Origin of the sequence: Homoserinimonas aerilata, from assembly GCF_006716125.1 — a bacterium.
In the GTDB taxonomy this organism is placed as follows: domain Bacteria; phylum Actinomycetota; class Actinomycetes; order Actinomycetales; family Microbacteriaceae; genus Homoserinimonas; species Homoserinimonas aerilata.
Map to the genome: position 1 here is coordinate 432141 of NZ_VFOM01000001.1, position 18738 is coordinate 450878.

At 68.2% G+C, this 18738-nt stretch carries 20 protein-coding genes and 1 pseudogene; 11 read left to right on the forward strand and 10 right to left on the reverse strand.

Features of this window, described 5'->3' with window-relative positions; translation table 11 throughout:
- The first annotated feature begins 64 nt into the window (after positions 1-64).
- The 4 genes from FB562_RS02015 (at position 65) to FB562_RS02030 (ending at position 3080) form a co-directional block, all read left to right on the forward strand.
- Complete coding sequence (locus FB562_RS02015; protein ID WP_141879614.1) at positions 65-238, forward strand: DUF3117 domain-containing protein; 174 nt, start codon at positions 65-67, stop codon at positions 236-238.
- Between the two features lie 107 nt (positions 239-345).
- Entirely contained in the window at positions 346-1557 is a 1212-nt protein-coding gene (locus tag FB562_RS02020; RefSeq protein ID WP_141879615.1) for a sensor histidine kinase, read from the forward strand.
- A complete protein-coding gene (locus FB562_RS02025) occupies positions 1545-2204 on the forward strand; it encodes a response regulator transcription factor (protein WP_141879616.1) in 660 nt (219 codons plus the stop codon). The genes FB562_RS02020 and FB562_RS02025 overlap by 13 nt, the downstream gene beginning before the upstream one ends.
- A 27-nt stretch (positions 2205-2231) precedes the next feature.
- Complete coding sequence (locus tag FB562_RS02030) at positions 2232-3080, forward strand: DUF4097 family beta strand repeat-containing protein (RefSeq protein WP_141879617.1); 849 nt, start codon at positions 2232-2234, stop codon at positions 3078-3080.
- Between the two features lie 38 nt (positions 3081-3118).
- On the opposite strand, the gene FB562_RS02035 is transcribed toward FB562_RS02030, so the two are convergent.
- Positions 3119-3751: an O-methyltransferase gene (locus tag FB562_RS02035; protein ID WP_141879618.1), complete on the reverse strand. Its 633-nt coding sequence runs from the start codon at positions 3749-3751 to the stop codon at positions 3119-3121.
- Between the two features lie 77 nt (positions 3752-3828).
- On the opposite strand from FB562_RS02035, the gene FB562_RS02040 reads away from it, so the two are divergent.
- Positions 3829-4200: a twin-arginine translocase TatA/TatE family subunit gene (locus tag FB562_RS02040; RefSeq protein ID WP_141879619.1), complete on the forward strand. Its 372-nt coding sequence runs from the start codon at positions 3829-3831 to the stop codon at positions 4198-4200.
- Between the two features lie 24 nt (positions 4201-4224).
- Here the strand turns inward: FB562_RS02040 and FB562_RS02045 are convergent, their stop codons facing one another.
- From FB562_RS02045 to FB562_RS02055, 3 genes and pseudogenes are all read right to left on the reverse strand, one after another.
- A complete protein-coding gene (locus tag FB562_RS02045; protein WP_141879620.1) occupies positions 4225-5775 on the reverse strand; it encodes a succinic semialdehyde dehydrogenase in 1551 nt (516 codons plus the stop codon).
- Between the two features lie 33 nt (positions 5776-5808).
- Positions 5809-6441: pseudogene (locus FB562_RS02050) on the reverse strand (DUF4389 domain-containing protein); the annotation flags it as partial.
- A 236-nt stretch (positions 6442-6677) separates the two neighbouring features.
- On the reverse strand, positions 6678-7718 hold the full coding sequence (locus FB562_RS02055; protein ID WP_221625352.1) for an NAD(P)-dependent alcohol dehydrogenase: 1041 nt from the start codon (positions 7716-7718) through the stop codon (positions 6678-6680).
- Between the two features lie 133 nt (positions 7719-7851).
- Between FB562_RS02055 and FB562_RS02060 the strand changes: the two genes are divergently transcribed.
- Together FB562_RS02060 and FB562_RS02065 are read left to right on the forward strand one after the other, a co-directional pair.
- Positions 7852-8979: a sensor histidine kinase gene (locus FB562_RS02060; protein ID WP_141879622.1), complete on the forward strand. Its 1128-nt coding sequence runs from the start codon at positions 7852-7854 to the stop codon at positions 8977-8979.
- Complete coding sequence (locus tag FB562_RS02065) at positions 8976-9641, forward strand: response regulator (RefSeq protein WP_141879623.1); 666 nt, start codon at positions 8976-8978, stop codon at positions 9639-9641. Before FB562_RS02060 ends, FB562_RS02065 begins: the two co-directional genes overlap by 4 nt.
- 200 nt (positions 9642-9841) lie before the next feature.
- Here FB562_RS02065 and FB562_RS02070 read toward each other — a convergent pair whose 3' ends face one another.
- From FB562_RS02070 to FB562_RS02080, 3 genes are read right to left on the reverse strand one after another with little or no spacing between them, the layout of a single operon-like run.
- Complete coding sequence (locus FB562_RS02070; protein ID WP_141879624.1) at positions 9842-10963, reverse strand: Mrp/NBP35 family ATP-binding protein; 1122 nt, start codon at positions 10961-10963, stop codon at positions 9842-9844.
- Complete coding sequence (locus FB562_RS02075; protein ID WP_141879625.1) at positions 10956-11471, reverse strand: DUF1003 domain-containing protein; 516 nt, start codon at positions 11469-11471, stop codon at positions 10956-10958. The genes FB562_RS02070 and FB562_RS02075 overlap by 8 nt, the downstream gene beginning before the upstream one ends.
- A complete protein-coding gene (locus tag FB562_RS02080; RefSeq protein ID WP_141879626.1) occupies positions 11455-12795 on the reverse strand; it encodes a magnesium transporter MgtE N-terminal domain-containing protein in 1341 nt (446 codons plus the stop codon). The genes FB562_RS02075 and FB562_RS02080 overlap by 17 nt, the downstream gene beginning before the upstream one ends.
- Positions 12796-12831: 36 nt before the next feature.
- Between FB562_RS02080 and FB562_RS02085 the strand changes: the two genes are divergently transcribed.
- Both FB562_RS02085 and FB562_RS02090 read left to right on the forward strand, forming a co-directional pair.
- Positions 12832-13329 (forward strand): YflT domain-containing protein, encoded by a 498-nt coding sequence (locus FB562_RS02085; protein WP_141879627.1) that lies wholly within the window; start codon positions 12832-12834, stop codon positions 13327-13329.
- Positions 13322-13648, forward strand: coding sequence for a carboxymuconolactone decarboxylase family protein (locus tag FB562_RS02090; protein ID WP_141879628.1), 327 nt, complete (start codon positions 13322-13324; stop codon positions 13646-13648). The genes FB562_RS02085 and FB562_RS02090 overlap by 8 nt, the downstream gene beginning before the upstream one ends.
- Before the next feature lie 133 nt (positions 13649-13781).
- On the opposite strand, the gene FB562_RS02095 is transcribed toward FB562_RS02090, so the two are convergent.
- Positions 13782-14375: an NADPH-dependent FMN reductase gene (locus FB562_RS02095; protein WP_141879629.1), complete on the reverse strand. Its 594-nt coding sequence runs from the start codon at positions 14373-14375 to the stop codon at positions 13782-13784.
- 103 nt (positions 14376-14478) lie between these two features.
- Here FB562_RS02095 and FB562_RS02100 point away from each other — a divergent pair, with 103 nt between their 5' ends.
- A complete protein-coding gene (locus tag FB562_RS02100; RefSeq protein ID WP_185740424.1) occupies positions 14479-14952 on the forward strand; it encodes a MarR family winged helix-turn-helix transcriptional regulator in 474 nt (157 codons plus the stop codon).
- A 46-nt stretch (positions 14953-14998) separates the two neighbouring features.
- Here FB562_RS02100 and FB562_RS02105 read toward each other — a convergent pair whose 3' ends face one another.
- The gene (locus FB562_RS02105) at positions 14999-16606 is read right to left on the reverse strand and encodes an aminopeptidase P family protein (RefSeq protein ID WP_141879631.1); all 1608 of its coding nucleotides are present in this window, start codon (positions 16604-16606) and stop codon (positions 14999-15001) included.
- Positions 16607-16670: 64 nt separating this feature from the next.
- Positions 16671-17732: an endonuclease/exonuclease/phosphatase family protein gene (locus FB562_RS02110; RefSeq protein ID WP_141879632.1), complete on the reverse strand. Its 1062-nt coding sequence runs from the start codon at positions 17730-17732 to the stop codon at positions 16671-16673.
- Positions 17733-17843: 111 nt separating this feature from the next.
- On the opposite strand from FB562_RS02110, the gene FB562_RS02115 reads away from it, so the two are divergent.
- On the forward strand, positions 17844-18695 hold the full coding sequence (locus FB562_RS02115) for a PHP domain-containing protein (RefSeq protein WP_141879633.1): 852 nt from the start codon (positions 17844-17846) through the stop codon (positions 18693-18695).
- The last annotated feature ends 43 nt before the right edge of the window (positions 18696-18738 follow it).

The following is an 18738-nucleotide window of genomic DNA, read 5'->3' on the forward strand; positions in this document are numbered from 1 at the left end:
TCAGATTTTTCGGATCGCCCCGAGTACGAGATAATGGGTGTACATCCACGAAAGGGGACCACTCATGGCGGCCATGAAACCGAGGACCGGCGACGGACCAATGGAGGCTGTTAAGGAGGGTCGTCTCATCATCGTGCGCGTCCCGCTCGAAGGCGGAGGTCGCCTCGTGGTGTCGGTCAACGACGCCGAGGCGAAGGAGCTGCACGACGCGCTCGCAGGAGTCGTCGCCGCGCAGTAACGACGTCACTTCACACGTCGACGGCCTCCGGTGGTGGGGTTAACCCCCATCGCTTCGGTCTGCTGCCCGGATGACCGCGGAGGCGTCCCTGCCCGTACGGTGAACGTGTGAACATAAAGCCTCTCCTCCGACATGCAGGTTTTGCATGGGCTTCGGCCATCGACCTGCTGCTCGACTCGATCCTGGCGACGATCTGGTTCGTCACGATCGTGACGCTCATGGCGACCGGCATCGGCACTCTTCCCGTCTTCGGGGTGGGCGTGCTGCTGCTCGTGCTCGCGGGTGGGCTCACCCGTCTGAGCGGCTGGGTCGAACGCCACAGGGCGATGGCGCTGTACCAGGTGCAGATCACGCCCCTCGTTCGGCGCCGCACCAAGAGCACGGGGGCGTTCCGCTGGGTCGCCCAGACGTTCGTCGATCTCATCGACCCGGTCACCTGGCGCACCATCCTTCACCACCTGCTGAGCATGATCCTCGGCAGTGTCATGGTCGGGCTGTGGAGCCTGCTGGGCGGCATCGTGCTGAGGCAATGGGGCACAGGCCTCGGATGGCTGGCACTCCTCATCGGTCTGCCCGTGCTCGTCGCCTACATCTACTTCGCCGGCATACTCGACCGTCGGCTCTCGATCGAACTGCTCGGGCGCGGCACGACCGCACAACTGCTCGAGAAGGTCGACACCCTCTCGGATGCGCGGCAGGGCGCCGTCGACGCGGCCAGCCTCGAACGTCAGCGCATCGAGCGCAACCTCCACGACGGGGTGCAACCGCAGCTGGTGTCTGTCGCGCTCACCCTGGGCATGGCGAAGTCCAAGTTCGCGAGCGACCCGGATGCGGCATTCGCGCTCCTGGAGCAGGCTCACACCGAGACGAAATCGTCGATAACGGAACTCAGGCAGCTCGCCCGGGGCATCCACCCGGCCGTGCTCACCGACCGCGGCCTCGACGCCGCCCTCTCGGCCGTCGCATCCCGCTGCTCCGTGCCCACGACGATCACGGTCGACGTGCCGGGGCCGGCGGCTGCGGAGGCCGAGGCGGTCATCTACTTCGCCGTCTCGGAGGCGCTCACCAATGTTGCCAAGCATTCCGGGGCATCCGAGTGCACCGTGACAGTGGTGTCCTCGGGCAGCGGTGACGGATGCCGGCTCGTCGCGACAGTCCGCGACAACGGCACCGGCGGCGCCCACATAGGCGAAGGCCTCGGCCAGGGCGGGCTCGCAGGAATGCGCGAACGCGTGCGGGCCGCAGGCGGAACACTTCTCATCGAGAGCCCGACTGGCGGGCCCACTCACATCACCGTGGAGGTGCCATGCGCATCGTAATCGCCGAAGACTCCGTGCTGCTCAAAGCGGGGCTGGAGCGCCTTCTCAACGATGCCGGGCACACCGTGCTCGCCGCCGTCGAGAACGCCGAAGACCTGCTCAAGGCGGTCAGCGAGCACAGCCCCGACCTCGCCGTCGTCGACGTGCGGATGCCGCCGACATACACGGATGAGGGCATCCGGGCAGCCGTGCTCATCAGGGCGCAGAACCCGGAGGTGTCGGTGCTGGTGCTCTCGCAGTATGTGGAAGAGCGCTACGCCGGCGAGCTCATCGCCGACAACTCGAACGGCCTCGGCTACCTGCTCAAGGACAGGGTCGCCGACGTCGAGGAGTTCCTCGCCGCCGTCGCCGAGGTGGGGGAGGGCGGAACCGTTCTCGACCCGGAGGTGGTCGCGCAGATCGTGATCCGCTCGCGGCGCGGCAGCGACCTCGACGCCCTCACCACGCGGGAACGCGGGGTGCTGCAACTCATGGCGGAGGGCCGCTCGAACATCGCCATCGCGAAGGAGCTCTTCATCGTGGAGGGCTCCGTCGAGAAGCACATCTCATCCATCTTCCAGAAGCTCGGACTGCCCATCGAGGACAGCGGAAACCGGCGCGTACTCGCCGTGCTCCGCTATCTGAACAGCCGTCCAGAACGAAACTGACCCACGCGAAGCCCAGGAGGCAGCACCATGACATCACAGAATCCGACGACAGTACCCAGCGGGTCACCCGCCCCGCGCTCGAACACCCTCCGCACCGTGCTGCTCGTGCTCGGCTCGATCGTGCTCGTCATGATCCTGGCCTTCACGGTCATCGGGATCGTGCGATCACAGAACCGACACGACACATCCGGCACCTTCTCCGTCTCAGAATCGTTCGAGACGGTCGAGGTGAAGACGAGCGCCGCCGATGTCGACATCGTGATGGATCCGAGGGCCGATGTGCCCGAACTCCGATACGACCAGGGCGATACGAACCTGCAGTTCGACTATTCGGTGCGAGATGACACGCTCGTGGTCTCCATCGGAAACGACGGCTGGTTCGGATGGTTCGGGGGAGGGGTGTTCGGTGACTGGAGCGCGGAATCGGCGAAGCTCACCCTGCTGCTGCCGGAGACCGAGGGGCGGCTCGACGTCAATCTCGAGACCACCGCCGGCGACGTGCGCGTCGACGGCGACTACGCGGATGTCTCGGTGCGGTCCACGGCGGGCGACATCACACTCTCCGGCAGCGTGAACGACCTGAGACTGGAGTCAACAGCCGGCACCGCCGAACTGGACGACCTCGCGGTGAGAGGCGCGTTCCGCAGCGAGACGACCGCGGGCGACATGGACTTCGCGTTCGCAGAGCTGCCGAGCAGCATCGACGTGGAATCGACGGCCGGCAATGTGCGCATCGGGCTGCCCGACGGCCGGTACAGGATCGACGCCAACAGCACGGCGGGGGACATCAGCAGCGACGTCTCAAGCGACGCCAAAGCCGACCGCGTCTACAGGATCAGCACGACGGCGGGCGACATCGAGGTCTACGAGAGGTAGCCTCCGGGAGTCGACGGGCTCGGCGCCTGGGCGAAAGCTCAGGCGTCGAGGCGCGTCAGCTGCAGCAGGCCGTCACCGACGGGCGTGAGTGCGCTGAGCACGGCGGTCGACTCCGAGGTCTCCTTCAACAGTGCCCTGAATGCGGTGGTCGTGTCGTCGCGCTTCGCCGGATCGGCGACCCGGTCGCGCCACAGGGCGTGCGGCACGAGCACGGTGCCGCCCGGGCGAACCAGGTGCAGACCGTGCTCGACATACTCGATGACCGACTGCGGGTCGGCATCCACCAGAACGATGTCGTACGACTGCTCGTTCATGCGCGGCAGCACGTCGCGCGCGCGGCCCGTGATGAGGCGCACGCGATTGGCCGGAACCTCGGCCTCAGAGAAGAAACCCCGGGCGGTCTGCTGGTGGTCAGCCTCGATGTCGATCGAGGTGAGAGTCGCCTCGGGTGCGCCATGCAGCATCCAGAGACCGCTGACGCCGACGCCTGTGCCGATCTCGATGATCGTGCGGGCGGATGATGCTGCCGCGACGAGGGCGATCTGAGCGCCCGTCGCGGGTGACACCGTGTCGATGCCGAGTTCGAGGGACGCCTGCCTCGCGTGCGCTGCGACGGCGGGCTCGGTGACGAGCTCCTCGGCGAACTTCCAGCTGGCTACTTTGTCTGACACTGCTACTCCTTGCTCGTTCCAAGGATATGGCCCCGCTCGGCGGCTTCTGGCGAGGGCGCACGGGTTAGTCTGAATGGATGTTCGGCCTCACCTTCGACAAGCTGCTCCTCATCGGGGTGATAGCGGTGTTCGTGCTGGGCCCCGAACGGCTCCCGTACTATGCGGCGCAGCTGGGCCGGCTGGTCAGATCGCTCAAGGAGATGGCCGACGGTGCCAAGGATCGCCTGCGCGACGAGATGGGCCCCGAGTTCGACGAGGTCGACTGGAAGAAGCTCGACCCGCGGCAGTACGACCCGCGCCGAATCATCCGCGAGGCCCTCACCGACGCGCCGGAGCCTCCCGTCATCAAGCCGCCCACGCACAAGCGCCCGGTCGAGTCGGCAGCAGAACGCCGCCGCCAACTCGCCGACTCCGGCACCCCGGCCCCCTTCGACGCCGAAGCCACCTGAGCGCGCGGCGCACCGGCAGAAGGGCTAGCGGATGCGCAGGGTCCGGAGCGCGACCAGCAGCGTGACCATGAGGCCCGCCATGGGGGCGAACTCCCCGCCCGTGCGGGGCAGCTGAAGCAGGCCCGTCGCATGCGCGGTGGTGCGCTGCTGCACGAAACGCATGAGCCCCTCCGGCCCGTTGCGTCGACCGAGGCCCGAGTTCTTCACGCCGCCCATGGGCGCATCGACCGCCGAGAACGTCGCCCGATAGCCCTCGTTGATGTTGACGCTCCCCGCGTCGATCCCGTCGGCGATGCGCCGTGCACGCCGCAGGCTTCGCCCGAAGACGGATGCGTTCAGCCCATACTCCGAGGAGTTGGCCGCGACGATGGCCTCCTCATCGTCCTCGACGATGCTCACACTCACTACCGGGCCGAAGGTCTCCTGCGAATGGCAGGCCATATCGGGCGTCACATCCGTCAACACCGTCGGCTCGTAGAACAGCGGGCCCAGCTCGGGGCGGGGCCTGCCGCCGGTGAGCAGCGTCGCGCCCTTCGCCACAGCATCCGCAACATGCCGCCGCGTGTTCTCGAGCTGCGACGGCAGGGTGAGCGAACCGGCGTCACTCGTGTAGTCGAAGGCCGCACCCAGCGTGAGCGACCGCACGCGGCTGGCGAACTCCTCGATGAACTCATCGGCGACGCCACGCTGCACGATCACGCGCTCGATCGACACGCACAGCTGCCCCATCGATGAGAAGCAGGCGTAGGCGGCATCCGCGGCGGCCTTCTTCGGATCGACATCGTCGAGCACCACAAGCGGGTTCTTGCCGCCCAACTCGAGGGAGGCGCCGATGAGGCGTTCGGCGGCGCGCACTGCGACAGTGCGGCCTGTCGCCGTCGAGCCCGTGAAGCACACATGGTCGCAGTTGTCGGTCACCGCGGTGCCCACGACCGCGCCGGCACCCGTCACCACCTGCCACAGCTCGGCGGGCACACCCGCGTCGATGAAGGCGCGGCGCAGGGCCAGGATGCTGAGGGCGCCCTGATTGTCGGCCTTCTGCACGACGCCATTGCCGGCGGCGAGGGCCGGGATGACATCCATCGCAGCGAGGCTGAGCGGAAAGTTCCAGGGAGTGATGACGCCGATGACGCCCTTCGGTCGGGCATCGACGGTGGTGCGCAGCACGAGCGGAATGCCGGAACGCCGACGCTGCGGGCGCAGGATCGACTCCGCGGCGACCGCGTGATAGCGCGTCACCGTCGCCGCCTGGAAGACCTCCTCGAAGGCCTGCCCCCGCGTCTTGCCCGTCTCGCTCTGCACGGCGTCGAGCAGCAGCTCGCGCCGCTCCAACAGCAGATCGTGAGCCCTGAGCAGAACCCTGCGGCGGTGCGCGAATCCGGCACCCCACCAGGCCAGCTGCGCGAGGCGGGCGTGCGCGGCGGCGGCCACGACGTCCTCTGGCGTGCTCAGCGGCAGCTCGTGCAGCACCTCGCCCGTGAACGGGGCGAGCACCGCCTCGCGCTCGCCGGAACTCGAACGGATGTCACGGTCGAGGTCATCGGCGACCGACCGGCTGAGCATTTTCCCTGCCATGTGCACATCCTACGGTCGGCGCGGTTTGCTCGCTCAATCAGCGAGTTGTTCGGCGGCGCCCTGGTCGAGCCTGAACGGCGGGTACTCGTCGCGCAGCAGCGAGGTGTAGGCGAAGACCCGGTACACCCAGCGGTGGATGCCCATCACGAGGTCGAACAGACCGCGCAGGTAGGCGCCGGTGAAGAGCAGGCCGATGGCGGCGATGAAGACGAGCAGGCCGACGAGTCCGGCGGAGGCGGGGCCGTCGCTCGCGAACCAGAAGCTTCCGCTGAGGAGGCCGATGATGAGGAGGTGCGGCAGCGCGAGCAGCCACGACTTCACGAGCACCAGGCCGCGGTTGAGTCGTTCGGGGTAGTCGACGTCGAACGTCGCAGCGAAGTCGGTGCGGGCGAGGGTGAACGGCGGGTACTTGTCGGTGGCCAGCACGCCGGTGGCATAGAACGTCACGCGCCAACTCCAGCGGAGCACCCCGACGACGTATTCGAAGAATCCCCTCGGGTAGCGGCCGGTGAACAGGATCATGATCGCGGAGGCGAGCACCACGACGGGGAACGCCGTCCAGAGGATGGCGAGCACGATGTAGTGCGGGATGGCGAGCAGCCACTTGACCAGCCAGAGGCCGCGGGAGAGCGCCGGGTCGAGCTGGCCCTCCAGACGAGCGGGATAGCTCGCGTCGGTGGCAGCCCCGGGGCTGTCCAGGCGGATGCTCCTGCCCAGTCCGTGGGCCCCGAACAGGATCAGGGGGGTCGCGACGACGACGCCGGCGAGTGCCAACCAGAAGTGGTCGGGTTCGCGGAACAGCTGGGACATGCCTCCGCTCAGGAGCACGCCGATGACGAGCAGGGCCAGGTGCAGCCCGCTCATCCGTTGGCGCGGGGTTTCGACGATCTCAGGTGTTGTGGTCATGAGGTGGGTCCTTCGTTGAGGTGGTGCGGTGTGGGGGTGGTGAGGCGCAGAACGACGTTGCCCTTCTTGCGCCCGGTGTCGACGTAGCGGTGCGCTTCGACGATGTCGGCGAGGTCGTAGCTGCGGTCGATGACCGCCGTGTAGCGGCCTGCTTCGGCGAGGCCGACGAGGTGGGCGAGGTCTTCTGCGCGGGCCGGGCCGACGTCGGCCGTGACGATCTTTCCGCTGCGGCGGCTCTGTCGACGCGAGCCGAGGAGGCTGCGCAGGTCGGAGATCACCAGCAGCAGTGCGCCGCCCGGTGTGATGAGGTCGGTGACCTTCTCGAAGGGGGCGTTGCCGACGCAGTCGATGATGACGTTGTACCGCCTGTTCTGGGCGGTGAAGTCATCCGTCGTGTAGTCGATGATGTGATCCGCTCCCAGTGAGCTGACGAGCTCACGGTTGACGAAGCTGGTCACGCCGGTGACGTCTGCGCCGAGCTCCTTGGCCAGCTGCACTGCGGCTGTTCCGACGGCACCGGATGCGCCGTTGACCAGTACGGTGTCTCCGGCTGTGATGGTGACCTGCTTCAGGAATCCGCGGGCGGTCACGCCGCCGAAGACGAGTGTCACGGCCTCCTCGAAGCTCATGGTGCGCGGTTTTGCGGTGATCGCGCCGTCCTGCGACACGACGGCGTACTCCGCGTGGCCGCCGAACCTGGCGCCCATCATGGCGATCACCTCATCGCCGACGGCGAACCTGCTCACGTCGGCTCCGATCGCCGCCACGACGCCGGCGACATCCATGCCGAGCACCCGGTGGCGGGGCCGGAACACACCGATGCTGGGGGCTGCAGGAATCCGCAGCCCGCTCGGGATGTCGAGGCTGCGGGCCCGATGATCGGCGACGCTGACGGTGCTCGCATGGACTCGCACGAGGACCTCGCCTCGGCGCGGAACCGGCCGGGGGAGCTGTTCGACTCGCACGACATCCGGGGTGCCGAATCTGCGGTACACGGCCGCACGCATCGAAGCGCTGGGGGAGGGCTGATCTGTCATGACTCGATACTCGGTGCCGGGAGCAGACCAGGGCATCGGGAGATCGGCCCGAATCGGGTCGGCCGAAAGTACGGTCTCCTCCTCGTCCGTCGTGCCGATCCGTTGCAGCGTGAAGCGCTCATATCATGAGGGGATGACCCGCCTGCTGCGCTCGATGTGGAACTCGCCGCGTGCGGTTCCCGCCCCGCCCCGCCGGGTGTGGCGAGACTGGGCACTCCTGGCGGTCATCGTGGTGTTCTCCGTGATCGAGGGCCTGCTCCGCACCGATCTCTCCTGGCCGCTGCTCTCCGTCGTGGCCATGGTCGCGGTGGCTCCCACCGTGTTGTGGCGTCGAACGCGCCCGTCGCTCATGCTGGCGATCGATTTCGCGATCATCACCGGGTTCAGCATCGTCATGGGGCAGGAGCTCCAGCTGGTCTCCGGTGCGCTGCTGGTCGTGCTGCCGTACGCGCTGTTCCGCTGGGGCGGCGGCCGGGATCTCATACTGGGTGTCGCCATCGTCGTCGCCGGTCTGGCCGTCTCAGCCCTCTGGGGGTCGAACTGGGGTGACGCCCTCGGCGGTGTGGCCTTCGTTCTCCTGCTGGTCGTCATCGCGCTCATCTTCCGTAATCGCGCAGGTTCGCGATTCCGTGAGCTCGACACGGTCAGGCTCCGCGAGCGGGAGCAGCTGGCACGCGACCTGCACGACACGGTCGCGCATCATGTCTCCGCGATCGCCATCCGCGCGCAGGCGGGGCTCGCGGTGGCCGAACGCAACCCGGATGCGGCGGCGGATGCTCTCCGCGTGATCGAGGCGGAGGCCTCCAAGACACTGACCGAGATGCGATCGATGGTGCGCGTACTGCGACAGGGGGAGGCTGCAGAGCTCGCCCCCGGCGCGACGATCGCCGACATCCAGCAGATTGTGGCCGAGCAGCGGGACGGGCCACAGATCACGGCCCAGATCACAGGGGACGCCGACGCCGTGCCGCCCACCGTCGCGGCCGCCGTCTACCGACTCGTGCAGGAATCCGTCACCAACGCCCGGCGCCATGCGCGAGGCGCGAGCCGCATCGACGTGCTCGTCGAGGTGCACCACGAAGGCGTACGGCTGAGCGTGACCGACGACGGCGAGCCCACCTCGGCGGGCACACCCGGCTTCGGCATCACCGGTATGGGTGAGCGGGCGGCGTTGCTCGGCGGAACGCTCCACGCGGGCCGAGCCGCCGGTGGCGGCTGGGTGGTCACCGCGGTGCTGCCTCGTGTTGGATGGACGATATGACCATCCGGGTACTCATCGCCGACGACCAAGAGCTCGTGCGCACAGGCCTCGGGATGATCCTCGACGCCCAACCCGACATCGAGGTCGTGGGTGCGGCCTCCGACGGGGCCGAAGCGGTGGCGCTCGCCCGCAGCCTGCGGCCCGACGTCTGCCTGTTCGACATCCGGATGCCCATTCTCGACGGCATCGAGGCGACCCGCGTTCTGGCGGGCCCCGGCGTCGAGGAGCCGATGGCCGTCGTCATCATCACGACATTCGACCTCGACGAGTACGTGTACGCCGCGTTGCGTGCGGGAGCCCGGGGCTTCCTTCTCAAGGATGCGGGGGCGGCGCTGCTCTCCGAAGCCGTGCATGCGGCCGCCCGCGGCGACGCCCTCATCGCGCCCAGCGTGACCGTCCGACTGCTCGAGGCCTTTGCGGGGGCATCACCTGCGGATGCCGTGGCGCAGCCGATCGAACCGCTCACCGAGCGGGAGGAGCAGGTGCTCGCGAAGGTCGCGACAGGGCTCAGCAACAACGAGATCGCGGGCGAACTCTTCATCACCCTCAGCACCGTCAAGACGCACCTCGCGAGCCTCATGACGAAGCTCGGTGTACGCAACAGGGTCGAGATCGCCATCTGGGCGCACCGCACGAACCGCATCACGCCGCCCGGCCGCTGAGCCCGGCGGGCCCGCGGGTTGAGCAGGCCGCCTGAGTCCTCCGTCTGTGGGCTCGACAGGAGAAAGGTGCCGACACCCCGCGGTCGGCCGCTTGTCGTCGGTGTGTTCCTGAGTTCTTCCTGCTGAGCAACTCGGGCGATGCGCTCCAGCGCAGTGGACTCATCGGGGAGCGCTGCGGATGTCTCGGCCCTCCGCCCGCGCTACGTGACCGTGAGGCCCAGCTTGCGGCCGGCGAGCCCGTGGCCGCGGCCGGCGATCAGCGTGGCGACGGCGTCGATCGCGGCGGCGGCAGGGTTATCCGGATGCGACAGCACAACGGGCATGCCGGCGTCGCCGCCTTCGCGCAGCGCCATGCTGAGCGGGATGCTCGCCAGCACGTCAACGCCGAGCCGTGCGGCGACCTCGGCGCCTCCGCCGGAGCCGAACAGTTCGAGCACGCTGCCGTCGGGCTGGGGGAGGCCCGCCATGTTCTCGATCACCCCGAACACCTTCTGGCCGGTCTGCCGGGCGGCGAGCCCGCTGCGCTCGGCGACCTCGGCGGCCGCCGCCTGCGGGGTCGTGACGACGATGACGTCCGCCTGCGGCAGCAGCTGCCCCACCGAGATGGCCACGTCGCCCGTTCCGGGTGGCAGGTCGAGCAGCAGAACGTCGATGTCGCCGAAGAAGACGTCGGTGAGGAACTGCTGGATGGTGCGGTGCAGCATGGGCCCGCGCCACGACACGGCGGTGGAGCCTTCGACGAACATGCCGATCGAGATGACCTTCACGCCGTGCGCGATGGGCGGCAGGATCATGTCGCCCACGCGGGTGGGTTTCGCATCCGGGATTCCCAGGATGCCGGGGATGGAGAATCCGAAGACGTCCGCGTCGACGAGGCCCACCTTGAGGCCGCGGCCTGCCAGCGCGACGGCGAGGTTCGCGGTGAGTGTTGACTTGCCGACGCCGCCCTTGCCGCTCGTGATCGCGTAGATGCGGGTGAGCGAGTCGGGGCCGAACTGCACGGTGCGCTGCCGGCCACCCTGGAGGCGTTCCGTGAGCGCGCGGCGCTCCGTCGGAGTCATGACGGTCACGTCGACGAGAGCCTCCGAGACGCCGGGCACGGAGGCGACCGCCTCACGCACGTCACTCTCGATGCGGTCGGCGGCGGGGCATCCGACGATCGTCAGTTTGATGGTGACGGATGCCCGCCCGCCGTCGACGGTGACGTCACCGACCATGTCGAGTTCGGTTATGGGCCGACGGATCTCGGGGTCGATGACGCGGGTGAGCGCCTCACGGACGGCAGCCTCAGACGTCACGGCAGCATCCGCGGGCTCACTCAATCTGCGGCTCTTCCTTGTCCTTCTCGAGTTCTTCGAGCAGGGAGCGCAGCTCGGCACGGATGAAGTCCTTGCTGGCGACGTCCTGCATGGCCAGCCGCAGGGCGACCACCTCGCGGGCCAGGTACTCGGTGTCGTTGAGGTTGCGCTCGGCACGCTGGCGGTCCTGCTCGATCTGCACGCGGTCGCGGTCGTCCTGACGGTTCTGCGCGAGCAGGATCATGGGCGCGGCATAGGAGGCCTGCAGCGACAGGATGAGGGTGAGCAGCGTGTAGTTGAGCGCGCGCGGGTCGAACTGTGCCTCCTCGGGCGCCCACGTGTTGTAGGCGATCCAGGCGACACAGAAGAGGGTCATGCCGACGAGGAACCACGGCGTGCCCATGGCGCGGGCGAACGACTCCGAGAAGCGGCCCATGCGGTCGCGATCGCGCCCGCCGCCGAAGCCGGGCACGATGTTCTGGCGCAGTCCCTTGGGGGAGTCGAGGTTGCTGTTGTCAGCGCGACGTGCCATTGGCGTGCCTCCTTCCTCGGTGTGTTGCGCTCGGGGCGACTACCTGCTGGGGTCGCGTGTCGGTCGTGATGTACGGCGCGGTTGCGGGTTCGTCGTCATGGCTTCGCCAGTCATCCGGCAGCAGGTAGTCGAGGACATCGTCAATGGTCACCACCCCGACAAGTCGGCGGTTGTCGTCGACGACGGGCACCGACACCAGATCGTAGCTGGCGAGGATGCGTGCCACCTCGGCGGCCGAGGCGCTCGCGTGCACGGGCTCCAACTGCTGGTCGAGGATGGTGCCGAGGCGTTCTCCGGGCGGGTAGCGCAGCATCCGCTGGAAGTGGACCATGCCGAGGAAGCGCCCCGTCGGCGGCTCGTACGGGGGCAGGGTCACGCAGATGGCGGCGCCGAGCGCCGGGGCGAGTTCGTGGCGGCGGATGAGGGCGAGCCCCTCCGCGACGGTCGCATCGGAGGAGACGATGATCGGCTCCGTCGTCATGAGGCCGCCGGCCGTGTCGGGCGCGTACAGCAGCAGCATGCGCACATCTTCGGCCTCTTCGGGCTGCATCAGGTCGAGGAGGGCCTCGCCGCGCTCGTCGTCGAGCTGCGCGATCAGGTCGGCCGCGTCATCCGGCTGCATCTGGTCGAGAACGTCGGCGGCGCGGTCGTCGCCGAGCTTGTTCAGGATGCCCACCTGTTCGCTCTCGGGCATCTCCTCGAGCACATCGGCGAGGCGGGCGTCACTGAGTTCCCCGGCGACCTCGAGCATCCGCTGCTCAGGCAGGTCGAGGAGGGCGTTCGCGAGGTCGGCCGGCAGCAGGTCTTCATAGGTGGCCAGCAGGTGCGTCGCCGACTGCGCCTCACCGTCGATCTCGTTGTCGCGCACCTCCTCCCAGCGGGCGAACGTCGTGTGGCCCTTCGCGAAGGGGGAGGCGCTCGTGCGCGGGCGACGCAGGAAGAGCTCGGTGACCTCCCACTCTCCCTGGTCGGTCTCCTCGATCGCGACATCCTCGATCGTGGCGTCGCCGCTGCCGTTGACGAACACGACCTTGCGGCCCAGAACCTCGGCGATCACCTGAACCTCGCCGCCGCGCTGCTCGAAGCGACGCAGGTTGATGAGCCCTGTCGTGATGATCTGGCCGGAGCCGATGCTCGTGATGCGCCCGATCGAGAGGAACACACGCCTGCGGCCCGGAACCTCGACGACGAAGCCGACCACGCGAGGCGAATTGTCGCTGCGGTACACGATGAGCACGTCGCGGACGCGGCCCACCTTGTCGCCCGCGGGGTCGAAGACGGAGCACCCGGCCAGGCGCGCTACGAAGACTCTTGTGGGGCTCACGGCTTAACCCTAGCCGCCGCATGGGAGAATGGCCGGGTGAGCAACCAAAGCCCGTTTTCGCGTCGCGGTCAGGCCTTTCCGACACTGCCGCGAGGTGATCTGCTGGGCAGCTACGAAAGCTACCCGGAGGCGCAGGCCGTCGTCGACACGCTGGCGAAGCGCGAGTTCCCGGTCGCCAAGCTGTCGATCATCGGCAGCGACCTGAAGACGGTCGAGAGAGTCACCGGCAAGCTCACCTACGGGCGCTCCGCTCTGACGGGGGCGGCCAGCGGTGCCTGGTTCGGGCTGTTCTTCGGGCTCATCATGTTCCTGTTCTCGGGCGACCCCGCATCCCTCGCCTTCGTCGGCGCTGCTCTTCTCATCGGCGCCGGATTCGGCATGATCTTCGGCATCGTCTCGTACACGCTGAATCGTCGACGCCGCGACTTCACCTCGACCCACCAGGTGTTGGCCAGCAGTTATCAGATCATCGTCGACCCCGCGCTGAGCCTGCGTGCCCAGCAGCTCCTCGAAAGGACAGACCCCCATGAGTGATGACGACCGCGAGTACATGCGCAACTACAAGACGGCCAGCCCCGATCTGTTGAAGGCGTACGCCGACTTCAGCGGTGCCGTGTTCGCCGCTGAGGGCCGTGAGATCCCCAAGAAGTACCGCGAGCTGATGGCTGTGGCCGTCGCCATCTCCAAACAGTGCCCGTACTGCATCGAGGCCCACACGAAGGACGCCGTCAGGGCGGGGGCGACGGATGCTGAGATCGCCGAGGCCGTCTGGGTCGCCGCAGCGATCGGCTCGGGCGCCGCGTACACGCATGGCCGCCTCGCGTTCAAGGCCTCGGCACCGCACGAGCACTAACCGACCCCGCGGGTCGATCCACTCGATCGATTCCGCTGATCGTTGCGTCGGCGCTTGACGCGGTGTGCCCCGCGCGAAGCGGGGCACACCGGTCGATGTTCGGCGGGCGATCAGGCGTCACGCCAGGGGCTGATTACGCCGCGAGTTCGTCTGCCTCGGCGCGCAGCGGCTGCAGGGCACGGGCCCAGGCGGCGAGCTGCGAGATCTGACCTTCGAGTTCTCCGGCCTTCAGGGCGGCCGGGGTGAAGGTCGACTCGCCGTTCTCGCCGTAGGTGAAGTCGGTGAACAGCGAGAACATGACGTGGGTGCGCACGTCTGCCATCTGCAGTTCGCCGAAGATCTGACGCAGGTGCTCTCCGGCGCGAACGCCGCCCATGGAGCCGTAGCTGACGATGGCGGCGGCCTTGTTGTTCCATTCGGCGTTCACGTAGTCGAGCGCATTCTTGAGCGCGGCGGGAACGGAGTGGTTGTACTCGGCGGAGACGAAGATGAAGCCGTCGAATTCGGCGACCTTCGACGCCCAGGCGTTGGCCTCGTCGCCGAGGTAGTTTCCGGCGCCCGCGGGGAAGGGCTCCTCGAGAAGGGGGAGCTTGAAGTCGTGCAGGTCGACGAGTTCGAACTCGACTCCGTCTGCCGAGGCGTTCTCCTTGACCCACTGGCCCACCTGGATGCCGTTACGGCCCGGGCGGGTGCTGCCGACGATGATGCCAATCTTGAGGTCTGACAAGAGACGTACCTTTCGCAGAATTCTTCAGAGGCCACCCTGTTTTGGTGACGTGTCATCTTATCTTATCTGGGTGACGTGTCAACCAACTGATAGAATGGATGGCATGTCCGAAGTGTCCGAGGTCAGCGCCGAGCAATGGCGGGTCTGGCGCAGCTTCTATGCCATGCGCCGCCAGCTCGACCGTGCCCTCGAGAACCAACTGCAGACAGACTCCGCGATATCCAGCGCCGATTACGAGATCCTGCTCGCCATCTTCGAATCCACCGAGAAGCGCCTGCGCAGTCGCGACCTGGCCGAGCGCATCGGGTGGGAGAAGAGCCGCATCTCGCACCAGGTGAGCCGCATGACGGCCAGAGGCCTCCTCAACCGCACCGAATGCGAAGACGACCTGCGGGGCACCTGGGTCGAGATCACGGCCGAGGGTCGCCGCGCCACACTGGGTGCCATGCGAGGGCACACCAGAGCCATCAGAGAGTTCTTCTTCGACGTGCTCGACGAGCGTGAACTGGCGGCGCTCCTCAGCGTCTCCGACAAGGTGCTGGCCGCCGTCGCCCCCGCGCCGTGCGACCCGGCCTGAGTACCCCTGTCGCCTGAGCGCCCTCCGTCTGAGGTGGTCGTGGCTGCTAGCGCAGCCAGGCCTCCACATCGTCGACCGTGCGCGGGATGCCGGCCGACAGGTTCTCGGCGCCATCCGCCGTCACCAGGATGTCGTCCTCGATGCGCACGCCGATACCCCGGAACTCCTCCGGAACGGTCAGGTCATCGGGCTGGAAGTACAGGCCCGGCTCGATCGTGAACACCATGCCCTCCTCGAGCACACCGTCCATGTAGAGCTCCCTGCGGGCCTGCGCGCAGTCGTGCACGTCGATGCCCAGATGGTGGCTGGTGCCGTGCACCATGTAGCGGCGGTGGAACTGCCGCGCCGGCTCCAGTGACTCCTCCGCGCTGACCGGCAGCAGACCCCACTCGGCCGTCTTGCGCGCTATGACCTTCATCGCCTCTGCATGGATCTCCCTGAAACGGATGCCCGGGCGCACGATCGCGAACGCCGCATCCGCCGCCTCCAGAACGGCCTCGTACACGCGGCGCTGAACGGGGCTGAAGATGCCGGAGATCGGCAGGGTGCGGGTGATGTCAGCCGTGTACAGGCTGTCGAGCTCGATGCCCGCGTCGAGCAGGATGAGGTCGCCCTCGTTGACGGGGCCGTCGTTGCGGGTCCAGTGCAGCACGCAGGCGTGGGGGCCGGATGCGGCGATCGTGTCGTAACCGACGGTGTTGCCGTCGGCGCGGGCGCGCCTGTTGAAGGTGCCCTCGACGAGGCGCTCGCCGCGGGGGTGCGCCACGATCTCGGCCCGGTCGGCGATGACGTCGTCGAAGCCGCGCTTCGTGGCGTCGACGGCGAGGCGCATCTGCTCGACCTCGTAGGAGTCCTTCACGAGTCGCAGCTCCGACACGTCCCGCGCGAGGGTGGCGTCGCCGTTCTCGGCCTCGTCGTCGCCCGGCTCGACGTCGATGGCGAGCAGCCGGCGGCCATCCACCTGCTCGGTCGTGTCGCGGTCGGCGTCGCGCACCAGGAGGGTGTCGGCGTCAACGGAGTCGAGCACGGCCTCGAACTCGGCGATGCCGCGCGTGGCCAAGCCCAGGTCTCCGGCGACCTGCGCGAGTGACGGCCTCGGGCCGATCCAGAACTCGCCGATCTCGGGGTTCGCGTAGAACTCGCTCGAGTCGCGACCCGCGCGCTCCCGGAAGAACACGGTCGCCTCGTGACCCGAACCGCTCGGCTCCATGACGAGCACGGCGCCGGGCTCGCTGTCGCTGCCCCACCCGGTCAGATGTGAGAACGCCGAATGCGCCCGGAACGGATAGTCGGTGTCGTTGGAGCGCACCTTCGCCGCCCCCGCGGGGATGATGAGCCGCTTGCCGGGGTGCATCGCGGAGACGCGCTGCCGGCGGGCTGCGGCGAACGCGGCCTGCTCACGCGGCGCAGGAATCGCATCCGTACGGTCCGCCCAGCCGGAGGAGATGAACGTCGTGAACGCCTCGGATGCCGGGGTCGTCGACCTGTTGCCGGTCGCGCGCGGCACCACGGCGGGCGCCGTGCCCGCAGCGTCGGGGCGCGTGCTCTCGGGGTGGACCGTCTCGATGGTGTCGAGTGCGGTGTCGCTGCTGTCGAGTGTGCTGCCGTCGAGTGCGCTGCTGTCGGGTTCGGAGGATTCGCTGCTTGTGGCCATGCATCCATTGTCTCCCTTCGCGCTGCAGAAAGTCGCGCCGGCGAAAGACGTCAGCTCCGGATGCTCAGCCTCGCGGAAGCAGGCGGGCGACGACAGGTCTGTGGTCGCTGCCGGACCTGTCGCGATCCTCGATCACCGAGAACGCGGTTACCTCCCAGTCGTCGGTCACCATGACGTGGTCGATGGGGGCTCCGAGGAGCGACGGCAGCGCGGTCGGCCAGGTGCCGAGTGCCGCGGAGTTCGTGAGCGCTGCCGCATCGGCGCAGTCGCCGAGCCTGGCGCCCGCCGCGACCGTGCCGGCCGGGCGACCGCCCGCCCCCGGCCTGCCCAGGCCCTGGAAGTGGTCGATGGTCGCATTGAAGTCGCCGGCCATGAGGATGTCGTCGCCGGCGCACATGTCGGCCAGCATGGCCAGATCGGCCCGCCAGTTGTCCATCTGGCCCGGGATCGGCGCGACAGCGTGCACCGCGATGATCGTGGGGCCGGAGCCGTCGACCGGGCTCGCGACGATCGTCGGCAGCACCGACGTCGACACGGCATCCACATCGAAGGTGTACTCGCCGAGCTCGGCGCTCACGAGCAGTGACGTGGAGCGCGCCGGCGACACCAGATCGTAGGCGCGCGTCGACACCCACATGGGCCTACCGGCCTCGCGCATGGCGACCGCCGCAGCGATCGCATCCTCACCGCGTGTCTCCGGCAGCACGACGACATCAGCCTGCTGTTCGACCGCCAGATCGGCCACCTGCTGGGGAGTGGTCGCCGGGCCGAGGGTGTTCCACGACAGCACCGTGATGCCATCGGAGGTGGCCGACGTCGTCGCATCATCCGACGGCAGGAGTGCGCCAGCGCCGCGACTCACCAGCACCACCGTGTTCACCGCGGCGAAGGCGAGCAGCAGAACGGCCAGAGACGCGCCCAGCCGGCGGAACGGGCCGATGAGCAGCGCCAGCAGTAGAAGAACAACCAACAGCACGACGGCGACCGCCACCGCCGAACCCCGCAGCGACACGATCTGGGCGACGAACTCGGTGCGCTGCAGGCCGAACAGCTGAGGCCACGCACACAGCAGCAGCACCGCGATGGTGACGAGGATCAGCGCGGCGGCGGCAAGACGACGGAACATGGCGATGCAACCCTATCCGCTGCGCCGCGGCGGCACCTGCGGGGTGCGGATGCGCTCACGCCGTCAGCGGAAACGGCCGGCCCCGCAACGCCCGCGGAATAGAGTTGGGCCATGCCCCGCCTCATCGACCTGCACACGCACTCCAGCGTGTCCGACGGCACCGAGACGCCCGCGCAGCTGATCGCCGCGGCCGTGCGGGAAGGGCTCGACACCATCGCCCTCACCGACCACGACTCGACCGCCGGCTGGCTCGAGGCGAAGGCCGCAGCATCCGGAACCGGCCTCACCGTCGTGCCCGGCATGGAATTCAGCACCCGCCTCGGCTGGAAGAGTGTGCACCTGCTCGCCTACCTGTTCGACCCGACGGATGCGGGCATCGTCGCCGAGACCGCCCGCATCCGCGCCGCACGGCTCACGAGGGCCGAAGCGATCGTCGAAAGACTGTCGAACGACTTCGAACTCAGCTGGGCGGATGTTCTGGAGCAGACCGCAGAAGGCGCGACAGTCGGGCGACCCCACATTGCCGATGCTCTCGTCGCCCGCGGCCACGCCACCACCAGAAGTGAAGCCTTCGAAGGCATCCTGCACCCGCGGCACGGCTACTCGCAGCCGCACTACGCGCCCGACCCCATCGCGGCCATCCGACTCGTGCGGGCCGCAGGTGGGGTGCCCGTGCTCGCGCACCCCGGAACGCGGGGCCGGGACTCCGTCGCCGACGAGAAGACCATGCGGCTCATGGTCGAGGCCGGACTCTTCGGGCTCGAGATCGACCACCGCGAGAACACACCGGACGGCAAAGAGCGGCTGCACGAACTGGCGCGTCGTTTCGACCTCGTCGTCACCGGATCGAGCGACTACCACGGGGCGGGCAAACCGAACCGGCTCGCCGAGAACACCACAACGCCCGAAGTGCTCGAACGGATCATCACCGAGGCGAGCGGCGCGGAGCCGTACCTGCCGTAGCGGTGCTGCTGGTTGCTCGTGCCGCCGGTCTCGAGACTGGCGC

Coding starts and splice junctions, on each gene's coding strand:
- FB562_RS02015 (WP_141879614.1), top strand. CDS start 65: ATGGCGGCCATGAAACCGAGGACCGGCGACGGACCAATGGAGGCTGTT.
- FB562_RS02025 (WP_141879616.1), top strand. CDS start 1,545: ATGCGCATCGTAATCGCCGAAGACTCCGTGCTGCTCAAAGCGGGGCTG.
- FB562_RS02030 (WP_141879617.1), top strand. CDS start 2,232: ATGACATCACAGAATCCGACGACAGTACCCAGCGGGTCACCCGCCCCG.
- FB562_RS02040 (WP_141879619.1), top strand. CDS start 3,829: ATGTTCGGCCTCACCTTCGACAAGCTGCTCCTCATCGGGGTGATAGCG.
- FB562_RS02045 (WP_141879620.1), bottom strand. CDS start 5,775: ATGGCAGGGAAAATGCTCAGCCGGTCGGTCGCCGATGACCTCGACCGT.
- FB562_RS02055 (WP_221625352.1), bottom strand. CDS start 7,718: ATGACAGATCAGCCCTCCCCCAGCGCTTCGATGCGTGCGGCCGTGTAC.
- FB562_RS02060 (WP_141879622.1), top strand. CDS start 7,852: ATGACCCGCCTGCTGCGCTCGATGTGGAACTCGCCGCGTGCGGTTCCC.
- FB562_RS02065 (WP_141879623.1), top strand. CDS start 8,976: ATGACCATCCGGGTACTCATCGCCGACGACCAAGAGCTCGTGCGCACA.
- FB562_RS02075 (WP_141879625.1), bottom strand. CDS start 11,471: ATGGCACGTCGCGCTGACAACAGCAACCTCGACTCCCCCAAGGGACTG.
- FB562_RS02090 (WP_141879628.1), top strand. CDS start 13,322: ATGAGTGATGACGACCGCGAGTACATGCGCAACTACAAGACGGCCAGC.
- FB562_RS02100 (WP_185740424.1), top strand. CDS start 14,479: ATGTCCGAAGTGTCCGAGGTCAGCGCCGAGCAATGGCGGGTCTGGCGC.
- FB562_RS02105 (WP_141879631.1), bottom strand. CDS start 16,606: ATGGCCACAAGCAGCGAATCCTCCGAACCCGACAGCAGCGCACTCGAC.
- FB562_RS02110 (WP_141879632.1), bottom strand. CDS start 17,732: ATGTTCCGTCGTCTTGCCGCCGCCGCGCTGATCCTCGTCACCATCGCG.
- FB562_RS02115 (WP_141879633.1), top strand. CDS start 17,844: ATGCCCCGCCTCATCGACCTGCACACGCACTCCAGCGTGTCCGACGGC.